This is a genomic window from Agarivorans albus (assembly GCF_019670105.1).
GTDB classification, from domain to species: domain Bacteria; phylum Pseudomonadota; class Gammaproteobacteria; order Enterobacterales; family Celerinatantimonadaceae; genus Agarivorans; species Agarivorans albus.
In genome coordinates this window covers 933,688-957,144 of record NZ_AP023032.1, presented here as the reverse complement: position 1 = coordinate 957,144, position 23,457 = coordinate 933,688, and the positions used below count along the sequence as shown (strand labels likewise).

General features: G+C 44.6%; 20 protein-coding genes. 8 read left to right on the top strand and 12 right to left on the bottom strand.

Features of this window, described 5'->3' with window-relative positions; genetic code table 11:
• Positions 1-141: 141 nt before the first annotated feature.
• Entirely contained in the window at positions 142-1,377 is a 1,236-nt protein-coding gene (locus K5620_RS04485) for an ABC transporter substrate-binding protein (RefSeq protein ID WP_016400436.1), read from the bottom strand.
• A gap of 190 nt (positions 1,378-1,567) precedes the next feature.
• Here K5620_RS04485 and K5620_RS04480 point away from each other — a divergent pair, with 190 nt between their 5' ends.
• Together K5620_RS04480 and K5620_RS04475 are read left to right on the top strand one after the other, a co-directional pair.
• Positions 1,568-2,791 (top strand): DEAD/DEAH box helicase, encoded by a 1,224-nt coding sequence (locus K5620_RS04480; RefSeq protein WP_016400437.1) that lies wholly within the window; start codon positions 1,568-1,570, stop codon positions 2,789-2,791.
• Between the two features lie 70 nt (positions 2,792-2,861).
• Positions 2,862-3,212, top strand: coding sequence for a DUF2750 domain-containing protein (locus tag K5620_RS04475; RefSeq protein ID WP_016400438.1), 351 nt, complete (start codon positions 2,862-2,864; stop codon positions 3,210-3,212).
• A 92-nt stretch (positions 3,213-3,304) separates the two neighbouring features.
• On the opposite strand, the gene K5620_RS04470 is transcribed toward K5620_RS04475, so the two are convergent.
• The gene (locus K5620_RS04470) at positions 3,305-3,478 is read right to left on the bottom strand and encodes a PA3496 family putative envelope integrity protein (RefSeq protein ID WP_016400439.1); all 174 of its coding nucleotides are present in this window, start codon (positions 3,476-3,478) and stop codon (positions 3,305-3,307) included.
• A 318-nt stretch (positions 3,479-3,796) separates the two neighbouring features.
• Here K5620_RS04470 and K5620_RS04465 point away from each other — a divergent pair, with 318 nt between their 5' ends.
• A complete protein-coding gene (locus tag K5620_RS04465; RefSeq protein WP_016400440.1) occupies positions 3,797-4,975 on the top strand; it encodes an MFS transporter in 1,179 nt (392 codons plus the stop codon).
• A gap of 2 nt (positions 4,976-4,977) precedes the next feature.
• On the opposite strand, the gene K5620_RS04460 is transcribed toward K5620_RS04465, so the two are convergent.
• The 5 genes from K5620_RS04460 to K5620_RS04440 all read right to left on the bottom strand — a co-directional run bounded on the left by K5620_RS04460 (position 4,978) and on the right by K5620_RS04440 (position 11,755).
• Positions 4,978-5,667, bottom strand: coding sequence for an SDR family NAD(P)-dependent oxidoreductase (locus K5620_RS04460; RefSeq protein WP_016400441.1), 690 nt, complete (start codon positions 5,665-5,667; stop codon positions 4,978-4,980).
• Positions 5,668-5,885: 218 nt separating this feature from the next.
• On the bottom strand, positions 5,886-6,935 hold the full coding sequence (locus K5620_RS04455; protein WP_016400442.1) for a 3-oxoacyl-ACP synthase III family protein: 1,050 nt from the start codon (positions 6,933-6,935) through the stop codon (positions 5,886-5,888).
• Positions 6,926-7,636, bottom strand: coding sequence for a hypothetical protein (locus K5620_RS04450; protein ID WP_016400443.1), 711 nt, complete (start codon positions 7,634-7,636; stop codon positions 6,926-6,928). The genes K5620_RS04455 and K5620_RS04450 overlap by 10 nt, the downstream gene beginning before the upstream one ends.
• Complete coding sequence (locus K5620_RS04445) at positions 7,633-9,738, bottom strand: efflux RND transporter permease subunit (RefSeq protein ID WP_016400444.1); 2,106 nt, start codon at positions 9,736-9,738, stop codon at positions 7,633-7,635. Before K5620_RS04445 ends, K5620_RS04450 begins: the two co-directional genes overlap by 4 nt.
• Before the next feature lie 97 nt (positions 9,739-9,835).
• Positions 9,836-11,755: an alkaline phosphatase D family protein gene (locus K5620_RS04440; protein WP_016400445.1), complete on the bottom strand. Its 1,920-nt coding sequence runs from the start codon at positions 11,753-11,755 to the stop codon at positions 9,836-9,838.
• 124 nt (positions 11,756-11,879) lie between these two features.
• On the opposite strand from K5620_RS04440, the gene K5620_RS04435 reads away from it, so the two are divergent.
• A complete protein-coding gene (locus K5620_RS04435; protein ID WP_016400446.1) occupies positions 11,880-12,164 on the top strand; it encodes a DUF1330 domain-containing protein in 285 nt (94 codons plus the stop codon).
• A gap of 3 nt (positions 12,165-12,167) precedes the next feature.
• Here the strand turns inward: K5620_RS04435 and K5620_RS04430 are convergent, their stop codons facing one another.
• A complete protein-coding gene (locus tag K5620_RS04430; protein WP_016400447.1) occupies positions 12,168-13,700 on the bottom strand; it encodes a methyl-accepting chemotaxis protein in 1,533 nt (510 codons plus the stop codon).
• Positions 13,701-14,225: 525 nt separating this feature from the next.
• On the opposite strand from K5620_RS04430, the gene K5620_RS04425 reads away from it, so the two are divergent.
• The 3 genes from K5620_RS04425 (at position 14,226) to K5620_RS04415 (ending at position 18,890) form a co-directional block, all read left to right on the top strand.
• The gene (locus K5620_RS04425; protein WP_016400448.1) at positions 14,226-17,549 is read left to right on the top strand and encodes an alpha-amylase family glycosyl hydrolase; all 3,324 of its coding nucleotides are present in this window, start codon (positions 14,226-14,228) and stop codon (positions 17,547-17,549) included.
• Positions 17,550-17,810: 261 nt separating this feature from the next.
• A complete protein-coding gene (locus K5620_RS04420) occupies positions 17,811-18,470 on the top strand; it encodes an NAD(P)H-dependent oxidoreductase (RefSeq protein ID WP_016400449.1) in 660 nt (219 codons plus the stop codon).
• A 141-nt stretch (positions 18,471-18,611) separates the two neighbouring features.
• Positions 18,612-18,890 carry a peptidylprolyl isomerase gene (locus K5620_RS04415; protein ID WP_016400450.1) on the top strand — a complete coding sequence of 93 codons (279 nt, stop codon included), beginning with the start codon at positions 18,612-18,614 and terminating at the stop codon, positions 18,888-18,890.
• 40 nt (positions 18,891-18,930) lie between these two features.
• Here K5620_RS04415 and K5620_RS04410 read toward each other — a convergent pair whose 3' ends face one another.
• A complete protein-coding gene (locus tag K5620_RS04410) occupies positions 18,931-19,149 on the bottom strand; it encodes a TIGR02450 family Trp-rich protein (RefSeq protein ID WP_016400451.1) in 219 nt (72 codons plus the stop codon).
• Between the two features lie 169 nt (positions 19,150-19,318).
• On the opposite strand from K5620_RS04410, the gene K5620_RS04405 reads away from it, so the two are divergent.
• Entirely contained in the window at positions 19,319-19,492 is a 174-nt protein-coding gene (locus K5620_RS04405) for a restriction endonuclease subunit S domain-containing protein (protein WP_016400452.1), read from the top strand.
• Between the two features lie 42 nt (positions 19,493-19,534).
• Here K5620_RS04405 and K5620_RS04400 read toward each other — a convergent pair whose 3' ends face one another.
• The 3 genes from K5620_RS04400 to K5620_RS04390 form a co-directional block, all read right to left on the bottom strand.
• On the bottom strand, positions 19,535-20,071 hold the full coding sequence (locus K5620_RS04400; protein WP_016400453.1) for a hypothetical protein: 537 nt from the start codon (positions 20,069-20,071) through the stop codon (positions 19,535-19,537).
• A 252-nt stretch (positions 20,072-20,323) separates the two neighbouring features.
• Positions 20,324-21,376, bottom strand: a complete 1,053-nt coding sequence (locus K5620_RS04395; protein WP_016400454.1) for a ParB/Srx family N-terminal domain-containing protein — start codon at positions 21,374-21,376, stop codon at positions 20,324-20,326.
• 68 nt (positions 21,377-21,444) lie between these two features.
• Complete coding sequence (locus K5620_RS04390) at positions 21,445-23,448, bottom strand: metallophosphoesterase family protein (protein WP_016400455.1); 2,004 nt, start codon at positions 23,446-23,448, stop codon at positions 21,445-21,447.
• Positions 23,449-23,457: the final 9 nt, after the last annotated feature.

Here is a 23,457-nt window from a genome sequence, read left to right as displayed (position 1 = left end):
AAAAAATCCCTTTTAGCTAGCATTAAGCCTATGATTCCGTTAAGGCTTTCTCAAAAAGTCGCAATCAGGCTACAGCAAAGCAAGGTCAAATTAAAAGCACCTAAACGTAAAATCCTTAAGGTGAGAGTTGGAAATAATTGTTTACAGCTTAGCCTTGGGAAGGCTTGCAGAAAGCTTAAATGCAAACTGCCTTGCCTGCTCTAAATCGCGCTTTAAGCGCGGTATATCAGCATCGTCTAAAAACCGAGTAAAAGCCTTTACCGCGATTTGTTCAAACGCAGGAATGGTATCGCGATCAAAATACTGCGATACGCCGATAGATTCCTTTAGCATACTCGCACCTTCACTCACTAAACTATCACTACTCACTTCTGACGCAGTAGAAGCAGGTATATAGCCTAAGCCTTCAGCTATTTGGGCTTGTACTTCTGCCCTTGCCATATACTTTATAAACTCTTCAGCTTGGTACACCTTCTTGGTGTGTTGAGCAATCATAAACACATCGGTGGGAGCCACCTCATAGGTGGGTAGATCATACAGCACCGGAAATGGCATAAATCCAATATCGTCTTCCAACTTAGCTGGCCACTTGGTGGCTACAAAATTACCTAACAACAAAAATGCTATCCGTTCTCGGTAAAAAATGGGTAATACTTCATCCCATGCGTAATCATGATGATCAGCATTAAAGAAGCCGAGTTTGATTAACGAGGCCCATTGTTCATAGACTGGTGTTAATCGAGGATCATAAAAAGAGACTTCCCCTCGAAGTAATTGCTGGTGAAAGCTAAGGTCGTTTATTCTCAGGTTTAAATGATCAAACCAAGCTGCGGCTGGCCAATAGTTTTTGGTACCAATACCAATGGGGGTAATACCAGCTTGTTTAAGCTGTTCGCATTGACGAACAAAATCTTCCCAAAAACGTTGCGGGCCACCATGTTTATCGATAAGTGATTTTCGATAAAAAATACCCCAGTGATAATAAGCAAAAGGCAAGGCATATACCTGCCCTTCTTCACTCACTCCACTTTGTAAATGGGCAAAACTATCAGCAAGTTTTAACTCTTGCCAAAGATGATTAATTGGCCTTATCAGGCCCTTACGAGAAAACTGAAACAAGCGTTCAGAAGCTTGCCAGTGCAGCACATCGGGTGAGTTTTCTCCCCCTTTAAGCCACTTATCGATCTCGCTTTTATAGTCTTCATCACTGCGAATAATCGTTTGAATATGAATGCCAGTTTCTTGAGTAAAGGCCTCAAATACAAAATGAAAACTATCGCGTTGCTTGGGTGTTAACAGTAAAGACACTCTAAGCGGCTGGGCAACACAACTTAAACTTAAAGAGACAATTAGCAAGACTAGCCATTTGAGCGACATAAGGTTCCTTCACTATTCGTTTGCTAACCCTCTGGCTAGGTGTAGTTATAGTGTAGTCTCAAATAGAAAATCTCGCGTTAGCGAGTCCCAGCCAATAAGTGACAAAAAAGCCAATAAAAACAAAAGCCAGTAGCTTTGTGAGCGATTAGGTATACTTAACTCAGCCTCAATCAGCGTGTTTTAAGAACCAATGACATTTAACCAACTGCCTCTCAACCCTAACTTACTTAAAAACCTTAGCGCTTTGGGCTATCAACAAGCTAGCGAGATTCAACAGCAAGCCATCCCTCTAGCGTTGGCTGGCCATGATTTAATGGCCTGTGCCCAAACCGGCACCGGCAAAACCGCAGCGTTTTGCTTGCCTATTTTGCAAGCCCTTAGCCAGCAAAAGCGTACTCACCATATCCAAGCCTTAATCATCACACCTACTCGTGAGTTGGCTCAGCAAGTGCACCAAAACCTAGAAAATTACGCTAAAGGCTGCGAGTTTAATTGTGCATTGGTGTATGGAGGTGTGAGTATAGAAAAGCAGCAATTAGCTCTTAAGCAAGCCTGCAACATAGTGGTGGCGACTCCTGGCCGAATTTTAGATCACCTAAAGCGTGGCTCCTGTGACTTAAAGCACTTACAACATTTGGTATTAGACGAAGCCGATCGCATGCTCGACCTTGGCTTTAAAGATGAATTAAGAGCCCTATTCAAGTACTTACCACAGCTGCGCCAAACCATGCTGTTCTCAGCTACGTTAGATGAGAGTATTTACCGCTTTGCTAAACCTTGGTTAAACCAAGCCAAACAACTAGATATTGCCAAAGCTCATAGCAAGGCAGTAAAAATAGAAGAACGCGTTTACAACGTGGACCAAGATAAAAAAGCCGCATTGCTTTGCCAATTAGCTAAAAAAGCCAGTTGGCAGCAAGCCTTGGTATTTTGCCGCACCAAACAAGGCGTGGATAAACTGGTTAAACAGCTAATTCAACAAGGTATAAGTGCCGCAGCTTTACATGGAGACTTAAGCCAAGCCGCCCGCGAACAAAATTTAGTTAAATTTAAGGCTTCCGAAATACGCCTCTTAGTCGCAACTGATGTAGCGGCTCGGGGGATAGATATCGAAAATATGCCCTGTGTTATCAACCTAGAGCTACCTTACAAAAACGAAGACTATACCCACCGCATTGGCCGTACTGGTCGCGCTGGGCAAAGCGGCATTGCCATCACATTGTTGAGTGTTGACGACGAACACTTACTGCATGACTTAGAAGCCCAACTCGACCGCCGATTACCTCAGCAATGGTATCCTGGCTTTGAGCCCGATTTAAGCCAGCCCGCACCCTCTAACAAACGTAATTCGCGCTCAGTGCAAAAACGTAAAGCCCGACAACGCGCTTTAGGCAATAACAAGCGACACAAATAATTCATCGATAAACATTGCCTAATTGCCAACAATGGGCAAGGATCCAGTATTACTTAAATCGGAGCAAAACATGTCTACTTCAGAAACAAATCTATCAGCCTTTAGCCAAGCAGTAATTGCTGCAGGGGAGCTTTGGGTGCTTAGCGCCGATGATGAATTTGTAGTGGTGGATTCCATCGAATTTGAAGCCACCGACGTAATGCCGCTATTTTCTAAACAAGCAAATGCGCAAGCTTTATGTATTGAAGATTGGGCGAGCTATCAGCCAGTAGCCGTTAAACTTGAAGAGTTTTTTGAAGAATGGTTACCAAGCCTTGATGAAGACAAAGTATTGGTGGCCATAGACTTAGATGAAAACTTAGTAGGCGAAGAAATCGAAGCATTTACTTTGGCCAAACAACTGGCCGCAGACGACGCCTAAGCACAAACAAAAACGCCGCTCTGCAGTGGCGTTTTCTTTTTATTGCTAGGCACTTAGCTGAGCTAGCTTAGCTGTCTCACCATTAATCGTATTTAAGAAAATGAGCTGAAATCCGTTAAATACGAAGCCAACTGTTTTTGCTCATGATACTCGTCTATTCTGCGCCGAGTACGCGAACTATTTTTGGCTTTTTTAGCGTGTTTAATCTGAGCGGCTTTGTCTTCGTCTTCCCACTCATCAATATCATCAAATCTTGAAAATCTCATCGCTGGCAACCTAATTTAACTAAAAATATAACAGGCTATATTGCGCGACAAAAAGTTAGCTAAGCTGAGCTTTTTTCGCCATTTAAATGTGCTAAAAAAACCTACTTTCGTCAATCTATTTCACAGCTAGTAAAAACCATACAAAAAAATAACCATTAACAAACAATAGCTTAAAGTAAAAATGCGTTATTCCCCTACCGAGTAAAACTTTCTTATCGTTACCATAAATATTCTTTGTTTCAACGTAAGCGAACTTACTGACATTATCGCGCGGCTTTGGATAAAGCACTGTCTATTAATCGTGTTTGTAGGTACGCCATGTTAAACAATTCTGCACACCAGCCCAGCTCAGGGATCCTTAGCCCATTGTTAGGCTTGGGCTTATTTGCGGTAGCCTCAGGCTACCTCATGAGCCTATTACCACTGGCATTAACAGCCTTAGCGCTTCCACTGTCGTTAAGTGCATGGTTGGCCAGTGCGTATTACACAGGTTTGTTACTCGGCGCCTTACAAGCGCAACGCTTAATCGCAGCTATTGGCCATCGGATGGCCTTCATCCTTTGTTTGTTAGCATTGCTCACCACAGTTTTATTGATGTTCTTGCTTCGCTATGCGAGCGCTTGGCTAGCCCTGCGCCTAGTGGCTGGTGTGGCAACCGCAGGTATTTTTGTGGTGGTTGAATCTTGGCTTTTACTCGTGGATGACGACAAACAACGAGCCGCTCGCTTAGGTATTTACATGCTGACTCTTTATGCTGGCAGCGCCGTTGGTCAGTTGTTAATTGAGCCAATCGGAACCGCGGGCTTAGTGCCCTTTTTAAGCATTGCGACTCTGCTGGCTTTAGCTATTTTGGCGCCTCTGTTTGCGCGCACTGCCAAACCCCATCCGGTTTTACATAGCGCTGTGTCTATCAAGGAGCTTTCAAGCTTAAGTAAGCCAGCTTTTATCGGCTGCATTGTATCCGGTTTGGTGCTGGGCCCAATCTACGGGCTAATGCCCAGCTATTTAAGTAGCTCAACTCAGTGGAGCAACAAGGTAGGAGTGTTAATGGCAAGCTTAGTGCTTGGTGGAATGTTGGTACAGCCCTTAAGTAGCTATTTATCGGCACGATTAAACAAAACCTTGCTACAAGCTTTCGCAGCAGCCATAGGTGTACTAGCAGCTTTGGCAATAGCCATGGCTAACTCCTGGTTAGCCTTGTCAGTAAGCTTATTTGTATTAGGAGCGGCGGCATTTTCTATTTACCCAATCGCGATATCTCAAGCTTGTGTAAATGTGCCAGCGGAGAAAATTGTCGCCATCACCGAATTAATGCTAATTAGCTATAGCATCGGCTCGATAAGCGGCCCATTGCTGGCAGAATCCGCTCAAAGCTTGGCGCTTAAACTGCCCTTATATATCGCGTTAGTCTTGGCTAGTACCAGCATGTATATGTTGATTGTGGCCAGCAAAGAAAAAACTGGCCGAGGCCACCTTCCACCTACACTTGGGGTTTGAATTTAACGGTAGTCCTGAGCGCAGTAGAGCTGGCCACTACCTGCCTCTTCATCAAGTAAAACCGGGACCAAAGCGCCCGGTAATACTGAATCTGGATGATTTGGCGCTTGCTCTCCGCCTAAGTCGGTCTGCAACCAACCAGGATCCATTAAGTTCATTAATACACCGCTGCCAGCTAAGCTGGGCAGCATGTCGCGCACATAACGATCTAAGGCAGCTTTAGAACAGCTATAAGCCATAAGCTGAGGTTGGTCGGCAATGCCAGAGGTAACATTAACTATACGTCCCTCACCTTGCTGCTTCATTTGCGGTAAAAAGGCGTCACATAAACTTGCTGGTGCAATGCAATTTACTTGAAAACTTAAGGCATAATCTGAGGCAGGAACCACGGCGTCATCTCGCCAAGGCGTCATAATTGCGGCATTGTTATATAACACCGTCAAAGATTGATGAGTTAATTGATTAACTTGACTCACTAAACTGGCTACAGCTTGGTTATCAGACAGCTCGGCTTCTACCGCAACCGCGAAGCCTTGCAGGCGGGTAATCTCATCTACCACTTTTTGCGATGCGCTCAAACTTCGACTGTGCACAATCACTTTGGCACCTTTAGCGGCTAATGCTTTGGCAATGCGTAAACCCACACCTCGACTTGCCCCAGTCACTAAGGCCCATTTACCTGCTACTTGCATACTTTGCCCACCCTTAAATACTTTGAAATCAATTCACTCTAACAATGCTTAATCTTACCCTTAGTGAAGAGCAATCCAGTTTTCAGTCTGAGTTAAATTGGCAAAAATTGAAGTACTTCAAAAGAGAGTGAAACCGAATGAAACAATGAGATAGTAACTCGCAAAATAAACCAACAAGTACCGCGTTAACTCACAGAAAAAATCAGCCAAATAAGGCCCTAATGCTGATAAACAAAACCACCATAAAGGTATTTTGTCGCTTCTGCGCCTAACACCAATACTTGGTCTCCAGGCTCTAAGGGGCAATTCTCAAGTAAACGAGCAAAGCTTAACCAAATAGCTGCTGACCCAAGATTACCGAATAGTTTTGCATCATTAATGATTTGTTCTTTTGGATAGTTAAGTGCTTTGCTCAGTAGTTTATCGATATGACCATTGGCTTGATGCGGCAAAATGTAACGAAAGTCACTAAGTTGATAACCCCGTGACAGCACTGCCTCTAAGCCTAACTCAAATAACTGTGAGCCAGTTTCCTTCACCTGAGTAATATTATGATGAAAGCGCGCCATATTGCCCTCACCAACAGTATTAGCCCCAGCATCTAAGTAAAAGCCAGGGGCTTTGTTATGCCCAATTTGCCCTAGGTAAATATCTTTAATTAATCGCTCTGGCTGGCTAGCAGGGCCAACAATAACCCCACCACAACCATCTCCCATTTGCACAAAATTCACTAACTGTTGCTGATCGACAAATTGCTTATCTAAATCGAAATACACCGAGCCCGTTTCACTGCCCACAATAGCTACTGGCGCTTGGTCTGCGGCGCATAACGCGCTAGCTAGCTGCAAACCATTGGCAAAACCGGTACAAGCTTGGCGAAGCTCGGCATAAGCGCCGTGGTATGCCAACTCATCGGCCAACCATGCTGCATTGGGCGGAACTTGGGTGTGCGGCGTACAGGTATGGCTTAACAAATACCCTAGTTGCTCAACCTGCAAATCCGCCTGCTGCAAGCACTGTTGTAGCACCTGCTTTGCCATATCCACGCCAGTTGGTAAAGCTTGACTGCGTGGCTGGGCAAAACTGCGGCTTAAAAAGCGCCGCTCCACCCCTAAACGTTTGGCAATAATTTTGGCTTTACGTGCCATGCGCCAACCACATTGCTCCGCCATGTAGCCTAACAACTGTTCATTAGCGACTGGCTGATGTGGCACAAACCAGTTAGCAGCCAATAAGTTTAATGAATGGCTTGCAAATTTTACTGCCATTTTAGCTCCAATCTTTTTTCTAGCTTATCCAAATCAACGCCTATAATTTCAAACTGATCGGCTTGCTGTTTGAGCAGCTGCATTAACGCACCAAGCACCCTCAAACGCTCTTCTGCCATGTCACTCACACTTGCCCCAAGATGCTGAGCAAAGTGCTTGCTCACATACACATGCTTGGCTTCGTCTTTTTTAATTAAGCCGCACAGCAGCGAAAAAGGATGACGACTGCCGATGCTGCCACGCTCAATCAACTGCATGAGCTGGGTTACACAGGCATCTAAACTGGCAATTCGCACAAACTGCTGCTGTAAGCTTAAACTGCGGCCTAAGCCAGCATAAAATCGCTGGGCGGTACGGCGAACCTTATGCTGTTCTGCAAGCTCCGGCAGTTGAGAAAATACCATTTGTAGCGCTTCGTCATGCCACGCTTCATCGGCTTCTACTTCATTTAAGGCTAATACTGAATCGGCGCATTGTTGCTGGCTAAATTGCAATGCTTGCTGCTGAAACACCAGCTGGGCTGATTGTTCGCCACACAACAATAGCGGCATAAGTATCGCGAGCGCCTCGGTATGTGCTGAAGAAAACTCTAATGGTAAGCCTGCATATTGCTTGCTCCAACTGGCAATAGGGTGTTGCAAGTTTAAGCTCGGAGTCGCTAGCTTGGCGGCAAAACAATTGCCCATAGCATGTCGTTTCATGGCTGCCCTCCTAGCTCTGCTGACAAACGGCTTTTAGCATGAGGTAAACACAAAGGCAGTATCAATAAGTCCACCAACAAGGCTAATAACAGGGTAAGCGCTGAGAGCAAACCCATTTGCTGAATAGGCAAAAAATCAGATAGATAAGCTAGGGCGAAACCAACTGTTAGCGCCCCAGAAGTGAGCAATAAAGCGGGAGTAATGCTAGCCATACCTTGCTGCAGCTGGGCGCCACCACGCACCGGATCAACCTTAAGTAATATGTGCAAACTATCATCAACAATAATGCCTAGCATCATGCCCATTACCACCGCACTGCCTAAGCTTAAGTGTTGGCCAAATAGTTGCCATAGAGCAAATACCCATAATAGCGGAATGGCGTTAGCCAGCAATGCTAGCAGCATTAGATACCCACTGCGTTTTAACACTAGCACCACCAAGGCCACTAACAAGAAAGCAAGGCTAAAAGACAGCAACATCGCTTGGCCATTAGCTTGGTTAAACTTAGCAAAAATGAGGTTGCTGCTATAAGCGGGTGATAATTGGATTTGCTCGGCAGCCGCCCACTGTGCCACTCGTTGCTCAAACTCAATAAGCTGGCGATTGCTTAATGGCTGTAACCATACCGTGAGTAACTCTGCCTGTTTAGCTAAATCAAGCCCACTTTGCTGCACCGTAGACATACTCATAATTGCTGTTGGGTCTTGTGCAAACCAATCTAACCAATCATGTTTGCTGTTTACTTGGCGAACTTCGGCTTGCTGATTTAAGTAGCCTAGCAATCGGCTTAATGGCTCTGAACGAGCCAAGGGATCATCGCTTTGTTCGTTAAGCTGATAACGCACACTATGTAAACCTAAAAACTGTTGCTGCAGTTTATCTCTGCTCAAAGAAAAAGCATTATCGGCTTTAAAGTAGTTCAAAGGATCATCATCAAAGCGCAGCTGACTTACCGCCCACCCCGCCACTAAGCTCACAACAAGTGCGGCCAGCAAAATAACGCGTCGATACTTAAGCAAAAGAGAAAAGTTAACTAATTTAGCGGGTTGTTTTGTGTTTATATTTTTTGAACATGTAATGCCTTTTAGCCACCAAGGCAGCAGGGAGCAACAGGCCAAGCCATTAACTAACACTGAAAATGCCACCATTAAGCCAAAATCTGCAATTGGTGGTGAAGGGCTTAGATTCAATAATAAGAAACCTGCAGCGGTGGTTAACGCCCCCCAAAGCAAAGGTGAGAACTTGTGCTCTAAAGCGCCCAATATAGCCTGATAGCTATCATTGCTCACTACTAGCTGCTCTCGCCATGCAAAATATAAATGGCTGCAATAGGCCATGATGAGACTAATGATAACCAAGGGAATAAAAGCACTAATTGCCGCCAATTTTAAACCCAACCAACCACTTAGCCCCAAAGTAAGCAGCAAGCTAAAAAAGGCGCAGCTGGCCATGGCAGCTAACCACCGCAGATTGCGAATAACCAAAGTAAATAGCAAGGCAAAACTGATGATCAGCGCTGGAGCAAACCAACTCAAATCATGCTTCAATACCTTAAGATATTGCTGACTTAGCGCTAGTTCTCCAGCATATTGATAAGAGACGCCTTCAGCTGCAAACTCTTGCAGCACAGTATCAAGCTGCGAGAAAAGCTCTGGTACAAGCTTCGCCTGTTCAGCAATATTCGGCGCTACATTTAGGCTAAGCAATACACTTAAACCATCTTCACTAACTAGCTGTTTTGCTAGTGTGGGAGGTAAGGCCGATTGCAAGGCTAAATCGGTAGTTGGGCTAACAGTTTCGACTCCCTCAAGCAGCAATAACTGCTGACTAATACTCTGGAGCAAAGCGAGTTGATTTGGGCTGGTCCAGCTTTGAGAGCCGATGAACAAAACCTGAAGATTAGCATCAGCACCAAACTGCTGTTCAAATATACTTAGAGCAACAAGCTCTGGATCATTCTTAGAGAAATAGGCTTGAATGCTGGGTTGCAAGTTGAGTTTGGGTAAGCCCATTAAGGCAACAATTAGCAGCAACAGCCAGCCAAATTTCACCCAAGCATGTTGCATGCTTAGGATAAACATTGAGGCCTTGGTTTGTTGCATAGTCCGCCTTTATATTAACTAAAAAATACTGCCTTTTTAACTAGACCAAGCAACACGCAATTTATTTTCAATAAAAATGAATCAGTTACAAAAAAATCTATTCCCAGCGCGCGTCTTGCTCAGACATTTCAAACGCTATCGCCTCTCCTTTGGCCGTTAATTGCAGCACCGCCTTGGGAGAGCCATCGCTATTTAGTTCAAGCAAACCAATGCCGGAGGCATTAAGTAAGCGCTCACCACGTGCAGCATTTTCTGGTCGATGAGGCACAATGCGCATTCGTCTGCGACGAGTAAACCAATTAAGTGGTGAGCGAGGTGAATATAGCCAGCGATTAATCCGATCTAGGGTATTAAGCAAGCCTTCAGGAAATTGGTTTTTTATGCCACTGCTAGTGATTTGCCAAATATCGGGACCACCTTCTCTGCCACGCAGTTGAATTTGATAAGCAAAAGAGTAATGCACATCACCAGACAAAATCACAAAGTGCTGTGGCGTTTTAGGGTGGCGAAATAAATTTAATAACGCGTTTGCCGAACCTGGATGCGCCATCCAGTTTTCTGCATCCACCAGCAGTGGTTTTCCTGCCAAGGTAAAAAGACGCTGAATCACTTCAATAAGCTTTACCCCAAACATCGGTGCAGGGGAAACTAATATAACGGCATCTAGCCCAATCAATTGCTGCTGTAAATCGGTAAGGGCTTCCCAATCCATCAAACCCGACGGTGAATTAAGGTTACGCTCCGAGCGCCAGCGGTGAGTTCTAGTATCCAACACTAGTAACTTAGGTTCAGTATCCCAATGGTAATGCCACTGTGGGTAGCTAAGTAGCGTATCGATCAGCGCTATATGTTGCTGACCACCGGGAGTCAACAAGCTCGCTTGTAGTTCGCCTAGCAACTTCGCTGAAAAGTTGTCTGGTGCATTGCCCCAGCCTTGGCATAGAAAGTAGGCCACTAAAGCATTGCCAATAATACGTTTAGAAAATGGATGACCGTAGGCACTTTGCTCCCAAGCTGCGGTTAAATTCCAATCGTCGGTGACATCATGGTCATCAAACATCATTGCGCAAGGCAAATGCGCCATTAAGCGCTGCACTTTAGCTAAACCCGCAACAAAGCCATCAAGGGTTTCGCGCTGCTTAACAAACTCGTCCAGTTGCTCAAAACTTAATGAGTCTGGCGGGCTCATATCCAGTTTCGACCAAGCGCTGGGTGACCACACTAACAAGTACATGGCAAGCATTTCGGCTAAAGAGATTAAATGATTGTTAGCATGATCAGAGGTGAAAATAGGTTTCTTTACCGCGCTAAATAAGGCTTTATTGGCTGCCAGTTCTACTCCCTCTTTAGGCAATAGCTCTTGGCGAGACAAATAATGCCCTTGAGCATGAAGCTGTTCACTAGCGGCTAGTTTACTGTCTTGAAAAGGCTCATTCGCCAAACCTAAACGGGCAACTAACTGGTGAATAGCGACTAGCATGGGAGTAGCAACGTCGTCGGCATATACTTGATCGCCACTTAGCATTAGCAAACTTGGCCAGTTATCTAACTCTTGTTCCGCTAGCCAAGCATCTGCTCTTACCAAACCATCGCCACTAGCAAAGTGCGGTTTACGGCATGAGCCATGTAGCATTTGCTTTACCTTATTAGGAACCACAAAGCCTGGTAAATTGTGCGGTGGATACACCAATTCAGGTGCCCAATCTCGCCACGTTAAAGGCTCCGATTCACCAGCTTTAATAAGACCTAAATCGTAGCTAACCCAAGTATCGACGGGCAAAGCCGATTTAAGCTCTAGATCTATTAAGTAATAATAAAGATGCTCACCAGCACAAATGCATTGGCTAGTTTGCATGATTTGCTGATGATCAAACAACTGTGGCGGCTTGCCCTTCGCTTGCAAGGTAAGTTGTAGTTCTACAGCTTGCGAGGTGGCAATCCACATGCTCAGCTTAGTAGTGCTGATTTGTCTTAAGATTGGGCCGACTAATACCAGTGCTAAATTTTCTTCACTCATATCAAAAGTATACAAGCGCTTAGAGAAAAGACCATTACGCTTTATTTAGATATTTTATTGGTTTCCAAGTGAGCATATTAAGGCTAGCTTTAAAACCAACAAGGAAAACAAGTTTTGAGGCATTATGGCAGCGTATTTGTTGGGACAAGTTAACATTAAAGACCCTACTCTTTGGCAACAATATGTTAAGGCTGTGGGCGAGTCGTTAACTCCTTATAAAGCCAAGGTATTGCTACGCGGTCAATGGCATAAGCAACTGGTGGGTTCTAGCCAATTTGAGCAAAGCGTGGTGATCGAATTTGGTAGTGGTGAACAACTAGAGAGTTGGTTCCACTCGCCGACTTATCAATCGCTTGTACCTCTGCGCGATAAGGCCGCAGAGGTACATATTAGTAGTTACAGTAACTAAGGTTTAGGCAAACATATCCGACAGTGAAGCTATGTCATTAGACTTTTTAGCCAGCTCACTACTACTGGTTTTAAGTTCACTCGCATGATGTTTTGTTTCTTGACTGAGTTGGCTAATCTTAGCCACATTTTCCGAAATATTGGCACTCACCACAGACTGTTGCTCGGCAGCCACTGATATGGTGGTAGATACGTCATGCACTTCATTCATCATGTTAGAAATGTCAGCTACTAATTCTGAACTACGACTTGCGGTTAGTAAGCACTGCTCAGCTTGGCCACTACTCTGCGTCATTCTGTCTTCCCAAGATGCTAAGCTATTTTGCATTTTATCCACCGATTGCTCGATTAAACTTGTGGCTTGATGGGTGCGATTAGAGAGCGCTCTCACTTCATCGGCAACCACCGAAAAACCTCTGCCCTTCTCCCCCGCTCGTGCCGCTTCAATGGCTGCATTTAAAGCTAGCAGGTTAGTTTGATAAGCAATGCCTTGGATTTCTTCCATCACCTTAGCAATACCATCAGCATCATCGGTTAGCTCTTTGGCTAAGTTTGCCGCTTGTTTTACATCCTCAGACAGGGTTTCTACTTGCTGACGCGTTTCACTCATATTGATTTGAGTTTGCTCGCAGTGTTTCTGAGTTTCACCCACTTTATCGGTAGCGGTTACCGTGGAGTTACTGATCTCTGACGCGGTCATCGACATTTGATGAATGGCCGCAGATAACTGCTCTAATTCTACAGTTTCAATATCGACAGCTTTACTGGTGGTGATAGAAATGGTGGCGAGTTCTTTGGAAAGGATCTGTAAACGCTTGGTTGAATCTGCCGTGCGACCAAGTATGGTTTTAATTCTCGCTTCCAATAAACCTATATGAAAACGAGCGACATCAAACAGTTCGGTGCCTTCGTAGATATAACGGCTAGGGCTGTCAAACGACTGCTTAAGCTTATTGAGCTTCCATGGCGTTGTGACTAACTCATTAAAATTAAGAAAAAATAAACTGGCCACAAACAGCAACTCTAGCAAAGCATAACGACTGTCTATATTCATCGACACCCAAAGTAAGCCCATCAGCAAAATAATGGCAGACGTCCATACCCTTGCTACCCTGCCACTCCATAGTGGTTCGATATGTTTACCATTGTTTAGCTTATGGTAAATCATCTCTGCTCGCTGTTTGTGTTCCGATTTTGGCGACACTCTCACCGATTGGTAACCAATGTGCTGGCCTTCCTCATAGAGCGGCGTAACGTAAGCATCTACCCAATAATAGCGACCGTCTTTGCAGCGGTTCTTTACCATGCCTCGCCACGCTTCACCCGCTTTAAGCTTCTTCCATAAATCGGCAAAAGCGGCCTTGGGCATATCTGGGTGGCGAACAATATTGTGGTGTTGCCCCAACAATTCTTCATATGAGTAACCCGCCACCTCACAAAAGGCCTCATTTGCGTAAGTGATATCACCTTGAAGGTCAGTTGTTGAGACCAGTTGCAGCGATTTATCAAAAGTAACTTCTTGATTAAGTGTTGCCATAGCACTATTACCAAAATCAACTATAGATAATATAAATAATAGCCGTATTGCTTGATCCTAGCGCTAAAAAGCCAGCATTAACTCACCTTTAAGTAACATATAAGTCAATTAGACATTTGCATTCAATAACTTAAAAACCACAAAAATCTTTAGAAAAATTGCCGAACAAGCCGCTAAAACCAAACAAGACTGCTGTCTTCGAACAAAGCGGTCAATAATCAAACAAAGTTAAAAAATATTGTATAACTACCACTTTATGGTTGCTTATCTGGTTTAAGTAAAAACTCTGATTAATCAGCGGAATATAAGCGATCGATTGAAGAAACAGCCAAAATGAAATCCTTTTCAATCACAAAACCAAGATATTTACTTGATGAATACCTCAATTTGTTCACTTTAAAGACTATTTTTTATTCGAGCGGCGTTATGGTCGCGCAACAAATGACCAATAAGAGTCATTTAACATTGGCTAACAGCTTGATATGCCTACGGCTATCACAATATAAACTCGAATAAGGAAATGACATGAACAAGGTAGTACTCCTTGGTTTGTTAACGGCCTCCCTTTCTGCTCAAGCAGAATGGGAGTTCCGTGGCACGCCAAATGGCTGGCAAACCACCGCCATGGATCAGGTATCTAGTACAGAATTTCAAACCTGCCAAACCTTTGGCAATAACGACCCACGTTTTAAAATTGACCGTTGGGGCAATTGGCAAGAAGCCTACCCTAACCAAGACTACCGCGTATCGGCCGGTAGCCATCAGATTACTTTTTACAGCGACAGCAAAAATATCGACGTAGTATCGGTAGCAAACTGTGATAGTAACCAAGCGCCAACTGCTGTTATCTCACCAGCAAATGCGCAAACTGTAGATGCTGGCACTAGCATCACCTTCTCGGCCAGTGGCTCTAGCGACAGCGATGGAAACATTGCTAGCTACTCGTGGAGCACTGGTGAAACCACTGAAACGATTAGTGTTACATTTACTCAAAGCGACACCGTTACCTTACAAGTAACCGACAACCAAGGTGCAGTGAGCAATACCGCCAGTGTAGACATTACCGTTGCGGGCGAAGAACCGCCGGTATGGTGTTTCCGCGGCACACCAAATGGTTGGGGCCAAACAGCAATGGTACGCGACGCGGCCAGCGGCTTATACACACTAACTCAAGCCTTTGCTGGAGAAGAAAGCCCAGCACGCTTTAAAGTTGCCGCTTGTTCAGATAACGGTAGCTGGGGTGAGAACTACCCTAACCAAGATTTCCAAGTAGAAGACAATACTAACTACAACATCAGTTTTGATGCTTCAAGCAAAGCCATTACCGCTGACATAGTGATTAATGAAACGAAGCCTGAGTTAACAGTAAGCCCTAACAGCAGCGATTTTAGCACCGACACACTAGCGGTAACGTTAAGCTATAAAGGTGAAAACGTTACTGATAGCACCTACCAACTAAGCACTACTGGTGGTACCCAAGGTGTAAGCTTTAACAATGGCGACATCATCAATATTGGTGGCGAGCTGGCTGTAGGTGAATCCGTTGAGTTACAAGTATTTGTAGCCAATGCTCAAGGTTCGGTTATTCAAACTTATACCTACAACAAGATTGCAGCGCCTGAAACTGGCTTTACCGTTTATCTAAATGCGCCAGGAGATTGGACGCCGTCTATTCACCACTGGGATGCACTTCCAGCTGGTTCTGAGCCCGATACTGCGTGGCCTGGTGATGCCATGGTGAAACGCGGTGATATCTGGCATGAGTTTAAGTTTGAGAACAGCGATTCAAGTAAACTAATCTTTAGCAATCAAGGCAATAGCCAAACGGAAGATCTATTCCGCGATAAAGATGGCTGTTACACCATTGAAACTCAGAGTTGGACAGATACTTGTGATGTAAATGATGATGCTAATGTGAGCATAGATCCTGCAGTAAGCACTTTCTGGACTAACGAAGTAAGCATTACCTTAGGTGCTACTGGTGATGACGTTACCGGTGGTTTGTACACTACCGACGGTAGCGATCCGGTAAACGGTATTGCGTATAGTAATGGCGAAACTATTTCGGTTGGCAGCAACTTGGCCATTGGTGAGTCTCTACAACTCTGTTTATATGCAGAGAACGCTAACAGCAGCGCTAACAAATGTTTCACCATTACCAAAGTTGAGCAGCCTACAGCATCTGATTTCACATGGGACAACGCCAACGTTTACTTCGTTATTACCGACCGTTTTAACGATGGTAACTCAAGCAATAACAACTCTTATGGTCGCCCAAGTGTTGATGCCACAGGCAAAAACATTGGTACTTTCCATGGTGGTGATATTGCCGGCTTAACCGCTAAATTGGATGAAGGCTACTTCACCGATCTTGGTATTAACGCTATTTGGTTAACGGCACCTTACGAACAAGCTCATGGCTTTGTAGGCGGCGGCAGCGACGGTGACTTTGCTCACTACGCTTACCACGGTTACTACGTGCAAGATTACACCAACCTTGATGCCAACATGGGCACACCTGCAGAGTTTAAAGCCTTTGTAGACAAAGCGCATAGCCAAGGCATTCGTGTTGTTATGGATGTGGTAATGAACCACGCAGGTTACAACACCCTAAAAGACATGGATGAGTTTAACTACGGCTCTGATACTGCCGGTCCAAATTGGACACCAAGCAATGGTCAAAACTGGTTCGGCTACCATGATTTCATCAACTACAATGGCGATGAGAACCTATGGTTGAACTGGTGGGGTAAAGATTGGATACGTGTAGGTTTACCTGGCTACGACGGTTGTGGCGGTGACGACTTAACTAAGTGTTTAGCCTTCTTGCCAGACTTTAAAACCGAGTCAACTCAACAAGTAGGTATTCCTCCGTTCTTAGCCAACAAATCTACCTTTGGTCAAGGCTACCTAAGTAACTACCAAGCCCAAGGTACTAAGCGTGTTCGCGATTGGATTACTGAGTGGTTAGTGCAATATGTGCGTGACTACGGTATTGATGGTTTCCGTGTTGATACTGCAAAACACGTAACTAACGACCACTGGGCTTACTTAATCAGCGAGTCAAAAGCTGCATTAAGCGAGTGGCGTGCTAACAACCCAGATGCACCGGGTGCAAATTGGAACGATGAGTTTTGGGCAACAGCCGAAGTATTTGGCCATGGCTTTAACCAGTCTAACTACCATACCGATGGTGGCTTTGATTCTGTAATTAACTTTAGTTTCAAAAACACTGTTAATGGCATGATTTCTAGCACCGACACCATGCTAAATGAGTTTGCTAACTACGCTAGTCAAGTTAACAGCTCTAGCGATTGGAACTCACTAAGCTACATCTCTAGCCACGATACTGGCGCGGTGTTCTACAACGGTGACGACAATCGTCAGAAACGTGCGGGTACCGCCTTGTTGCTACTACCAGGTGGTGTGCAAGTGTTCTACGGTGATGAACTTGGCCGCGTAAATGGCGATGGTGGCTCAGATGCCGACCAAGGTAGCCGTTCAAGTATTGATTGGAACAAAGCGGGTAACAGCGTTCACCAACACTGGCAAAAAGTGGGTCAATTCCGTCGTGACAATCCAGCAGTAGGTGCCGGCCAACACGTTGCTGTTAGCCAGTCTAATGGTAAAGCTTTTGCACGTACTTGGACTAACCCAGTATCGGGTGAAAGCAACAATGTTGTTGTAGTGGTAGATGGCTCAGGCACAGTATCTGTGAATGTTGCTGGCTACTTCGACAACGGCAGCAGCGTGCGCAACGCTTACACTGGCTCTATTGCCACTGTAAGCAATGGCACTGTTAGCTTTGATGCGGGCAGCGAAGGGCTGATCTTAATCGAAGCAATGTAATCCAATAGCCTTTTATATCCTTTGCCGCTCAAGCAATTGAGCGGCCTTTTTGTTTCTGCGGCTAGATTTTCGATGCTCATCAATCAAAGCTAGCCTCTTAAAAGCATTCAATATGCTTCCATAAAAAACTTAACTGCTTTATCAACTCAACATTATTATGGATAAAAATGACCATAATAATTGGAGAGTTCGCCACTGTTTCTTCAAAACAGATCCTCGTAAGATGCGCCTACCTAAACAAGCTTAGCGAGGACTTACTCCATGTCTCACCCAATTATTAACGATCTAAATAGCCGCTACACCGCTAAAAAATATGATGCATCAAAGCGCATTTCAGCAGAAGACATGACGGTGATAAAAGAAGCTATTCGTTTATCGGCTTCTTCAATTAACTCGCAGCCTTGGAAGTTTATTGTTATTGAAAGCGACACTGCTAAGCAGCGCTTCCACGATAGTTTTGCCAACATGCATCAGTTTAATCAACCACATGCAAAAGAAGCGTCTCATATCATTTTGTTTGCTCACAATCCCAACTTCACCAAAGATGATTACCGTAAAGTTGTAGATGTTGAAGTAAGCTCTGGTCACTTACCCGCCGACATGTACGACGCCATGCTTAATGGCGGATTCAGCTTTGCCGAAGCTAATACTGACGAAACCGGCTTTAACGGCAATTGGACCAAGGCGCAAACCTATATTGCATTAGGCAACACCTTGCACGTATTGGCGCGTTTAGGCATAGCCTCTACCCCAATGGAAGGCGTGGACTCGGCGCTAATTGGCGAGATATTCGAGCAAGAACTTGATGGCCATGTTTGCCACTTTGCCTTAGCTCTGGGCTACCACCTAGACGGCGAAGACTACAACTACGGCTTACCAAAGGCACGCCTGCCGGAACAAGATGTAATTACCGTTTTATAAGGTTTGGCTGGGGAAGCACAAAGCGTGCTTCCCCAATTTGACAGACACTAAGCTTTACCACTACATTTGCCCTCTCAAGCTAAGCATTCAGCAAGTTAGCAAGGCTTAGCCATTAACAGCGACATATACAGAGGACATCTCATGCCAAGAGCAAGCGCACGCCACATTCTGGTAGATACCGAGCAACAATGTTTAGACCTAAAAGCACAAATTGAAGGCGGAGCCGCATTTACCGATATCGCCAAGCAGCATTCTAACTGCCCATCTGGCGCAAATGGCGGCGAATTAGGTGAGTTTAATAAAGGCGATATGGTGCCAGAGTTTGATACAGTGGTATTTAATGAAGCGCTAAATACTGTGCATGGCCCTGTGAAAACTCAGTTTGGCTATCACTTGCTAGAAGTCACTAGCCGTAGCTAATAAACGTTAGTTAGGCACTGTAAGTTAGTGCCTAACTTTATTACTTCCAACCTTGCTGCCAATGGCTGCGATCTTTTAACTCTCGCCAATCAATCTCAAAGTCTTGCTGGTTATAAACCGCTTGAATCACGCAGCGCTGCACCGCTTGTAAGTCATCAATCTCTAGCTCAGTCACAATAAAGTGTTTTTGCTTGTTCACTACCGCTTGTTTAGTCCATTTACTATTCAGTAAGCGTTTCGGATTTATTTGATTTTTCATGCTCAGGCCTACCGTTCCTTACATCTCCGGCTCCAATCCAATATTAATGCTTACTAGGCAGGTGATGATTTAGATCATCAAGGGGTGACTTTTCAGTTTTCAAGCACTGCAACTAAAGGCCCATTTGCTGATATACTTAGTCCAACTAAGTTTTATCGTGAGAGCCACCATGTTAGATAATTTAAACATTCCAGAAGGCATCGAAAAAGAGCCCGAGCTTCCAGTTCCATCAATGGAAGAGCAAAAGCTTATTGTTGCGGAGCTAAAGCGCCTAGAAGAAGCCGGTGAATTGACTCCAGAAATTCTAGAAGAATTTATGACAGGTAAGCGCAAGCCTGAATAAAACACATCTAAGGTAGAGCAGTGCTCTACCTTTTTTGTTTACTTACCAATGGCGTAATTTACCAAGCGGGACTCTAAAACCCAATGATGCTATCCAATCATCCGGGGTTACCACAGCTTCAGCGGTGAGCGCGAATCCGATATATCTACCGTTAAAGTATTTAGAAACTCGAATAGGAATACCATAGCTATCACTTGTTAAGGTTTTCCAATTTGCTCCGTCGTAATGATCGGTAGACACAGAGAGTTTAGCGATCCCCGTTTCAGCTAAAAACTCATACTTACCAGGATAAAAATACTTACCAACCATCAACCTAGTAGAACTATAATTGTCTTTTCCTTCCTCATATTCACAAAATAACTGACAACCATCATCATTACCGCCCAACACTCCTAAAGAAATAGTGTAATTAGAATAGCTATAGTAAAAATCTGCGGCCAAACTAGTACCTGGCCGGCCGAATGAAAAACCGGGCTCTAACCAAAGGTAATGCTGTTGCTCTACTGCGCTTTGTTCTTCTGCTTGTAGAGGATTTATTGCTGCGCAAAACAATAAAACCAATAAACTTACTTTTTTCATCTCTTCCCTTAGCTGTACAACTAATCCTTTATTGGATTTTTAATAGCAAACTTGCAGGCGCATTAAATCATATAAAAAACATATATATACAAAATAGTATTGAGTTTGTGAACCAGCTATTGATAAATCAAACCATATGATAAAACTAAAAAATCCAGCAACATGGGCGTTGCTGGATTTTTGTTAATAACATTAATTATACCTTTGCTTGGACCTATGAGGAACTAAGGACTTAGCTCACCTTGTTATAGCTTAATTGCACTCTAAGCTTACACCCGGTTGCTTATAACTTAAGGCAAAACCTAACTTACCTAAGCGGCCTTTTTTCGAACCGCAAACCAGCTGCTGTAGAGTTTTATCACTGTTATTGTCCCAGGCCGCCTTTTGCCCTAGCTGCTTAGCGCTTCTGCCGCTGCTGGCAATAGCTTGCTCGGGAGCATACGCTAGCATTTGCTTAGCAACTTCTTCTATTTTGCTTAAATAGTAAGCCTGCTCAACTAAGCGCTGTTCATCTACAGAGATGCTTTTAGCCAACTCATAACCCCAATGAAACTCTAAAAAGTTAATCGCTTCGGCCTGCTTTTTCACCCAGCTAATATCACGCGCGAAATAAACTAGTGCTCTAAAAGCTTGGTTGGCTAAAGAATCCTGCCCAAGTGTAGTCGGCATGTTTACATAAGAAATGGCTTCGCCACTGGCGGTAAATTGCCAGCTATTATTAGTTTGTGCCAAGCGCTGCCAAAACTGCGACATTGCTTGCTCGATGGTATCACTCTCGCTCGCTGACCAATTATCTTGAATTTTAATCAGCACCGGCATTTGTGCCCCACCATTCTCCATATCGATAAAAGTCGAGAAGGTATGGTGGCCGTCGGTTAGATATAAGTGACCATCGGGTCCTACAATGGCGGTTTTCATCTCTGCAGCTTCGCTACCAATTGCCAAGGGGCAGTTAAAGCTTCCCGGCTTTAATGGAGAAGACTGCTCGCTCCACTTAACCTTTTTTTCACCAGCACCGTAGGACTCACAAATTTCTTCATACATCTTTTTGGGCTCGGCTTGGTAGCGGCCAAGTTTATAATTTACTTGGTCATAACCAATCAAAGCTTGGGTTGGGCGTAAATCTCCAACCTTTGCCCAACGAAGCTCACCTTTGCTAAAGGTTAAAGGGCTGGCATTAAGGTCACTGTTTATTGCACTTAAGTAATCAATATTTTCTGCTTGGGCAGAAAACCCTATTAGGCCAGCGGAAATACACAGCCCCAGAACCGCTGTTTTGACCGTTTTTAAAGCTTTAAAAATCACTACACTTCCTCATTAAAACTGTTGAATTAAGCCACGGAGCCACGCCATTGGCGCCCCGTGGCTAATGCTTATTTATTGATTAAGGCTAGCTCTACATCTTGCTGCGCAATCATCCACCAGCGTCCACCATATTGGCTGTCGTAGCCAACTAGGGGTTGGTCACTACAGCTGGTAATACGTGCAGGCGGGTTAGTTAAGTAGTCTTCATCCCATGGCAAATCAAGCACACACTCAGATGCCGCTACCGCTTGCCATTCACCGTCGGCTTTCCAAGCAAGGTTTAAGTTCTCTGCCTGTGCCAAATTCTCGGTTGTAAACTCAATGCCATATGGATCAGCAATGATCTGTTCTACATCCCAAGCTTGAGTTGCATAACTTGGTAAATCGACCACCGGTTGCTTAGCCGTTCCATCGGGTTGCGAGCCAGGCTGGCCAGCTATGGTGCGAATATCAACTTCACCGCCGTAGGCATTTTGATAAACCCCACCATGCACTTGGGTACCACTCACTAGCAACACGTCAGAAACCGTAGCGGCCTCTTTCGGCATCCAACTCAAAGTGAGGTGCTTTTTCATGTCGATGGTGGTGGCAGGTAGCACTACATGGCCAGTTTCTGCGCCAGACTCATCAGGTTGAATTGAATCGTAATTAGGCACTACTCGGTTATTACCATTTAAATTTACATCCCAAGAAGAATGCTTAGTAAATAAGAACTGGTAGCTTAAACGCATCATGTCGTTCATGCTTTCGGCGCGGTTAAAGCCTGCCGTATACCCCATGGTTCGTTCGGTGGTGTCTACCCGATTAAAGGTATTGTTTGTGCCGCCTAACAGCTTGGCCGTACTTTGGTCATCGGCCACACAGGAAGCAGTTTTGTATTCAACAATATGGTTAAGAATTGGGCGTTGATCATCGGGTATCGAGTTTGGATAGATCAATGATTCACAACGGTTGGAGCTGCGGCTAAAGCTGTCCATTAAGGTCCAATTAGGCTCAAGCAATTCTTTAGGGCCATCACTGTTGGCCTTAATGGTATGAGGCGCCGAATAAGCGCGGTAATCGACTCTAGAACCATCAAAATGTAACATTGCGGCGTTGGCATCGTAATGCTCCGAGCCATTGCTCATGCTATCCATTTTATGTTGAATCACATCTTGAATCAGCTCGCGTTCGCCATAACGGTATTCATAACCCTTGTAAGAAGCATTGCCACTAACAATTTGGGTATAAGATGGCATACGGTAATTACCACCACTAGGGGTAGATGCCAACGGTTCGGCATTGCGCCCACCAGGATCATTAGAACCTAATACCCGTGCATGCACTTGCGAGCGCTGATACATGTGCTCGTGTCCTTGCACCCAAATTACATCTTTTTCGGCAAATAACTCTCGGATCTCTTTATGAATATCAAACAGGCGATTGTCATCTTTAGTGCCCTGTACAATTTGCTCACGGGTTTGCCCATACTTAGCGCCAATCAAACCATCGTGGCTGGCAATTACCACATGTTCAAACTTACCTTCATGTTCTGCAACTACATCTTTAATCCAACCAAAGGCAATCGGTAGGTTGTAATAAGCAAGGCCAATCACCAATACGTTTTCACGAATAATGTAATAGTTAAGCCACTCGGCACTAGGCATGTGAACTGCGTCTTCAGGAATGTAGTGACGCATGTTTTCAATCCATTCTACCGTGTAAGCCCAGCTGGTTTCGTGGTTGCCCATTACTGGCAAAAACTCCATGCCCGCTTCACGGTACTTCTCAGCAACCTCTCGCCACTCTGCCCATTCTTTGGTTGAACCGTGATTGGTTAAATCACCTACCGGAATAACCAAATCAACGCCATGTGCTTGGTGCTTAGCCAACACTGCTTCCATGGGGTGTTGCGCTACTTCCCAACCATTTCCTTGGGTATCAGGTAACAGACCAATAGACAGCGATGCCGGTACAATTGGGCTTGAAGTATCTTGGTCATTATTGCTATCACTGTTACAAGCACTAAGTAGTGCGCTCACTGTCGCAGCGCACAAAGTAGCGCGAAACACTGATTTAGTTGAAGTCGGCATTAGGTAATA